Genomic DNA, 5,573 nt, shown 5'->3' with positions numbered 1-5,573 from the left:
GGCGCAGAAGGGCCAGTGCACGTAGACGCCGAAGCCGGGATCGCCGGCCGGCGGCGTGTAGGGCCGGATCGCCGACAGGGGGCGCAGGGCGAGGCTCACGAGACCCCGAGCGCTTCCCGCGCGAAGAGCCGGAAGGCACGGGCGCGGTGCGACAGGGCCGTCTCCTGACCGGGCACCCAGCCGTGCTTCTCGTGCGAGGACATTTCGCCGAAGGTGCGCGTCTCGTTCTCGGGCAGGAAGCAGGGATCGTAGCCGAAGCCGAGGCTTCCACGCGGCGGCCAGACGATCGTGCCGTCGATCTCGCCGCGGAATTCGCGCGTCTGCCCGTCTGGGAAGGCGAGGCTGAGGACGGCGACGAAACGGCCGGTGCGCCGGTCCGGCGTCGTGGCGCCGGCCGCCTCGAGCTTCTCCTCGATCTGGCGCATGGCCATGGTGAAGTCCTTGGCGGGCCCCGCCCAGCGGGCCGAGTAGATGCCGGGATCGCCGCCCAGCGCGTCGACCGCCAGCCCCGAATCGTCCGACAGGGCGGGAAGGCCGGTGGCGCGGGCGGCCGCCAGCGCCTTGATCCGGGCGTTCTCCTCGAAGGTCGTGCCGGTCTCCTCGGGCTCGGGCAGCCCCTTGTCCGCCGCCGACACGACCTCGAAGCCGAGCGGTGCCAGAAGCTCTCGGAATTCGGCGATCTTGCCGGCGTTGTGGCTGGCGATCAGCAGCGGGCCGTCGGCCGGGTCGAGGGGCAGGTCATGCGTCATGGCGAAAACCGCTTCCGTTCGAGGAGCCCGGCTCAGGCGCCGAGCACCACCTTCTGCTTTTCGACGAGCTGGCGGATGCCGGCGTCCGCCAGCCCAAGGAGCGCATCGAGCTCGGCGCGCGAGAACGGCTCGCCCTCGGCCGTGCCCTGGATTTCGACGATGCCGCCGCGCCCGGTCATCACGAAGTTGGCGTCGGTCTCGGCGGCCGAGTCCTCGAGATAGTCGAGGTCGAGCACCGGCGTGCCCTGGTGGATGCCGCAGGAGATGGCGGCCACGTGATCCTTGAGGACCGCGTCGCGCTTGACCATGCCGCGCGTCTCCATCCAGGCGAGGCAGTCCGACAGGGCGACGAAGGCGCCGGTGATCGCGGCCGTGCGCGTGCCGCCGTCGGCCTGGATCACGTCGCAGTCGACGGTGATCTGGCGTTCGCCGAGCGCCTGGAGATTGACGACGGCGCGGAGCGAGCGGCCGATCAGGCGCTGGATCTCCTGCGTGCGGCCGGACTGCTTGCCGGCGGCCGCCTCGCGGCGCATGCGCTCGCCCGTGGCGCGCGGCAGCATGCCGTATTCGGCGGTCACCCAGCCCTTGCCGGTGTTCTTCAGCCAGCCGGGGACGCGTTCCTCAAGGCTGGCGGCGCAGAGCACGTGCGTGTCGCCGAACTTGACGAGGCAGGAGCCCTCGGCATGGCGCGAGACGCCACGCTCCAGCGAGACGGGCCGCAATTCGTCGTTCTGGCGTTTGGAAGGCCGCATGAGTGTCCGCTCGGGCTGGGTAAGGTGTTGCGGTCTCCTTAACGCATACCACCGGCGACCGGAAGCGGCGGCGCCGATTATGCGCCGCCGGCGCCCCGAGCGCGTCAGCCCGCCCGCGTGGCGACTTCGGCGATCTCGCGCACGCACGTCTCGATCAGCCGCTCGCGCAATGCGAGCTTCTGCCAGCCGTGGTCGCCGCCGGGATAGGAGGTCAGCCGCGCCTGCGGCCAGACCTCGCGATAGCGCTCGGCATAGCGGAACGGCACCACCTCGTCGGCCTCGCCGTGATGGAGGAACACGGGACCGCGATAGGCCGAAAGGCCGGCATAGGCCTCGTAGCCTTCCATGCCGTGGACGAAGGCGGGGCCGAGCGCCTGGCCGTTCACGTCGAAGGGCTCGCCGGCGAGGATCGATCCGTAGGGCCGTCCGAGGATCTTGCCGTCGGCCACCTCGTCGACGCTCGCCGCAGCGGGCGCGAGAAGCGTCAGGCTCGCGATCCGATCGGGCCGTCGCCCGGCGAGCGTCGCCGATTCCATTCCGCCGAGCGAGTGGCCGACGAGATGCACCGGGCGGGGCGCGAGGTCGCACATGGCCGACAGCTGCTCCAGCTCGTCCGGCACGTTCACGTCGAAGAAACGGCCGTCGCTCTCGCCGTGGCCGGCGCGGTCGAAGCTCACGACGTCGAAGCCCTCGGCGGCCAGCGCCCGGGCCAGTTCGACGAACATGCGGTTGTTGCCCATCCGGTTGCTGGAGAAACCGTGCGCGAGGAGAACGTGGCCGGCATGGCCGCCGGGGTGGCGCGTGCCGCGAAGCGTCAGGTCTCCATGCTGGAGTTCGAGGGGTTCCATGGGGGCGTCTCGTCCTGTCGGGTTTCGGTCTCGTCTAGCTAGATCGGATCGCCCCGGGTGCCACTGTCGCCGTCCAGCCCGTCCCGAACGGCAAAGCCGACGCATCCGTCCCTCGATTTCCCCGCGCCTGCGCCATCGCGGCGCTTGGCCGGGCCCGCGCCGATCCATATATTCGGGGCCGTCATGAAGTTCGGCCCCTCGCTCTCCCTCCCGCGCGATCCTCTCGATCGGCGCCTCGACCTCGGGCAGGCGCTCGACGAGCGCTCGCGCGAGATCTTCCGGCTGATCGTCGACAGCTATCTCGAATCGGGCGAGCCGGTCGGCTCGCGCAACCTGTCGCGCCTCCTGACCAACCAGCTTTCGCCCGCCTCGATCCGCAACGTCATGTCGGACCTCGAGGCGCTCGGCCTGATCTACGCGCCGCACGTCTCGGCGGGACGCCTGCCGACCGAGATCGGCCTGCGATTCTTCGTCGACGCCTTCCTCGAAACCGGCGACCTGCCGGAGCGCGAGCGTCTCGAGATCGAGGAGCGCGTGCGCGCCGAGGGCGAGCGTCGCCCCGTCGACGCGCTTCTGACCGAGGCGTCGCAGCTTCTGTCCGGCCTGTCGCGCGGGGCGGGGATCGTCCTCGCCTCCAAGGCCGACATCCGGCTGAAGCACATCGAGTTCGTGCGCCTCGACGCGACACGTGCGCTGGTCGTGCTCGTCGGCGAGAACGGCGAGGTCGAGAACCGCGTCCTCGAGCTGACGCCCGGCATCACCGCCTCGCAGCTCGTGGAAGCCGCCAATTTCCTCAACGCGCACGTCGTCGGGCGAACGCTCGGTGAGGCGCGCGCCCGCATCGCCGCCCTGAAGGACGACACAGCCCGCGCGCTCGACCGCCTGTCGCAGGAACTCGTCGAAGCGGGGCTCGCCGTCTGGTCGGGCGAGGGCGCGGGCTCGCCGTCCCGCCTCATCGTGCGCGGTCGCGCCAACCTTCTCGACAGCGTCACCGCGGCGCCCGACCTCGAGCGCCTGCGCCACCTCTTCGACGACCTCGAATCGAAGAACTCGATCATGGAGCTGATCGACCTCGCCGAAGCCGGCAACGGCGTGCGCATCTTCATCGGGTCGGAGAACAAGCTCTTTTCCATGTCGGGCTCGTCGCTGGTGATCGCCCCCTACAGCGACGGCGACGACCGGGTGATCGGCGCCGTCGGCGTGATCGGCCCGACGCGTCTCAACTACCGGCGCATCGTGCCGATGGTCGACTACACCGCCCGGCTCGTCTCGCGCCTTCTTTCGGGCACCGCGCCGCCCCGGCGGCCTTGATTTTCCGCCCGCCCCATTCGATATCCCGCACCGACCCATTCCCGGCCGCGCCGGCCGCCGGCCCATCGCGTCGGCGGCGGAAACCGGTCCGATTTCCCATGATCAAGGAGCGCCCTCTTCGATGACGAGCGACACCGACAAGACGGCAGGCGAACGCCAGGGCGAGGCGACGGCGACGGGCGGCCAGGCTTTCTTCAAGGGCGGCGGCAGCGCCGGGGCGACCGCGGGCGACATGAACGCGCCGCACATCGAGACGCCGGCCGGCGACGACACCGTGCCGACCTGGGGCGGCAGTCACGCCACTGAGGCCGACCGCGGGCGCATCGCCGAGCTCGAGGCCGAGAATGCCGACGTCAAGGACCGCCTCCTGCGCCTTGCCGCCGACATGGAGAACCTGCGCCGGCGCACGGAGCGCGAGATCAAGGACGCGCGCCAGTTCGCGGTCGCCAACTTCGCCCGCGACATGCTCTCGGTCTCGGACAATCTCGACCGCGCCATCCAGGCCCTGCCGGCTGGCGCGCGCGAAAGCGGCGATGCCGGCTTCACCGCGCTCGTCGAGGGCGTCGAGATGACCGGTCGCTCAATGCTGTCGGCCATGGAACGCCACGGCGTGAAGAAGCTCGAGCCGCTCAACCAGCGCTTCGATCCGAACTTCCATCAGGCGATGTTCGAGGTCCCGAATCCCGACCTGCCTGCCAACACCGTGGTGCAGGTCGTCCAGGAAGGCTACGCCATCGGCGAGCGGGTCCTGCGTCCCGCCCTCGTCGGCGTGTCGAAGGGCGGCCCCAAGGGCACGGCGCCCGCCGCCGGCGTCGACACCAAGCCGGGCGTGCCGGACGAGAGCACCAAAGACGCCTGAGGGCGCGGCGGAGGCACAGCAGGGGCGCCGCCCCTGCACCCCGCCAGGGGACATGATGTCCCCTGGACCCCTCCTCACTAGAAGAGTGTCCAAAGACGAAGGGGGCCGCTGGCCCCTTCGTCTTTGGGAAGATCGTCAAAGGAAAAGATGGGTTCGGGAATTCATTCCCGAGCGGGGACCGGGGCGGCAGCCCCGCCGATCCCCGGCTGCGTCCCTCAGAACGTCGGCGGCGCCTCGCCGGCCGCGCGGTAGGCAGCGGTGACGGTGTTGGCCATGAGCATGGCGATGGTCATCGGGCCGACGCCGCCGGGAACGGGGGTGATGGCCGAGGCGATCTGGCTGGCGGGCTCGTAGGCGACGTCGCCGACGAGGCGGGTCTTGCCTTCGCCGCGCTCGGGCGCGTCGATGCGGTTGATGCCGACGTCGATGACGACGGCGCCCGGCTTGATGCAGTCGGGGCCGAGCGCCTGCGGGCGGCCGATCGCGGCGACGAGGATGTCGGCCTCGCGGCAGAGGGCGGGCAGGTCCTTCGTGCGCGAATGGGCGACGATGACGGTGGCGTTGGCGAGAAGCAGGAGCTGCGCCATCGGCTTGCCGACGAGGTTGGAGCGGCCGACGACCACGGCGCGCTGGCCCGACAGGTCGTCGCCGAGCACCCGGCGCAGCATGACCATGCAGCCAGCGGGCGTGCATGGAACGAAGGCTTCACGGGCGAGGCCCGACGCGAGGCGCCCGGCATTGACGATCGTGAGGCCGTCGACGTCCTTGTCCGGGTGGATGCGGCCGACCACGGCGTCGGCGTCGAGGCCTCTCGGCAGCGGCAGCTGCTGGAGGATGCCGTGAATGGCGGGATCGGCGTTGAGCCGGTCGATGAGGGCGAGAAGGTCGGCCTGCGGCACGTCGGCAGGCAGCGTGTGGGTGACGGAATGGAAGCCGCACTCCTTGGCCATGCGCCCCTTCGAGCCGACATAGACCTGGCTTGCGGGATCCTCGCCGACCAGCACCACGGCGAGCCCCGGCTTGACGCCCTGCCGCGCTTCGAGGTCGGCGGCGG

General features: G+C 70.8%; 6 protein-coding genes. 2 read left to right on the top strand and 4 right to left on the bottom strand.

Annotation, left to right across the window (positions count from 1 at the left end):
* Positions 1–95: 95 nt before the first annotated feature.
* The 3 genes from rdgB to QZ753_RS17030 form a co-directional block, all read right to left on the bottom strand.
* Complete coding sequence (rdgB, locus tag QZ753_RS17040; protein ID WP_294645345.1) at positions 96–749, bottom strand: RdgB/HAM1 family non-canonical purine NTP pyrophosphatase; 654 nt, start codon at positions 747–749, stop codon at positions 96–98.
* Between the two features lie 32 nt (positions 750–781).
* Positions 782–1,501, bottom strand: a complete 720-nt coding sequence (gene rph / locus QZ753_RS17035; RefSeq protein ID WP_294645343.1) for a ribonuclease PH — start codon at positions 1,499–1,501, stop codon at positions 782–784.
* Positions 1,502–1,605: 104 nt separating this feature from the next.
* On the bottom strand, positions 1,606–2,349 hold the full coding sequence (locus QZ753_RS17030) for an alpha/beta fold hydrolase (protein ID WP_294645341.1): 744 nt from the start codon (positions 2,347–2,349) through the stop codon (positions 1,606–1,608).
* 183 nt (positions 2,350–2,532) lie between these two features.
* Here QZ753_RS17030 and hrcA point away from each other — a divergent pair, with 183 nt between their 5' ends.
* Both hrcA and grpE read left to right on the top strand, forming a co-directional pair.
* Positions 2,533–3,660, top strand: coding sequence for a heat-inducible transcriptional repressor HrcA (gene hrcA / locus QZ753_RS17025; RefSeq protein WP_294645339.1), 1,128 nt, complete (start codon positions 2,533–2,535; stop codon positions 3,658–3,660).
* Positions 3,661–3,781: 121 nt separating this feature from the next.
* On the top strand, positions 3,782–4,519 hold the full coding sequence (gene grpE, locus QZ753_RS17020) for a nucleotide exchange factor GrpE (protein ID WP_294645337.1): 738 nt from the start codon (positions 3,782–3,784) through the stop codon (positions 4,517–4,519).
* Positions 4,520–4,734: 215 nt separating this feature from the next.
* On the opposite strand, the gene folD is transcribed toward grpE, so the two are convergent.
* The coding region (gene folD, locus QZ753_RS17015; protein ID WP_294645335.1) for a bifunctional methylenetetrahydrofolate dehydrogenase/methenyltetrahydrofolate cyclohydrolase FolD at positions 4,735–5,573 on the bottom strand (839 nt) is incomplete at its 5' end.

The organism is uncultured Aureimonas sp., assembly GCF_913775355.1.
GTDB lineage: Bacteria > Pseudomonadota > Alphaproteobacteria > Rhizobiales > Rhizobiaceae > Aureimonas.
Note: the sequence above shows the minus strand (reverse complement) of the source record. Positions and strands in the feature narration are given on the sequence as shown.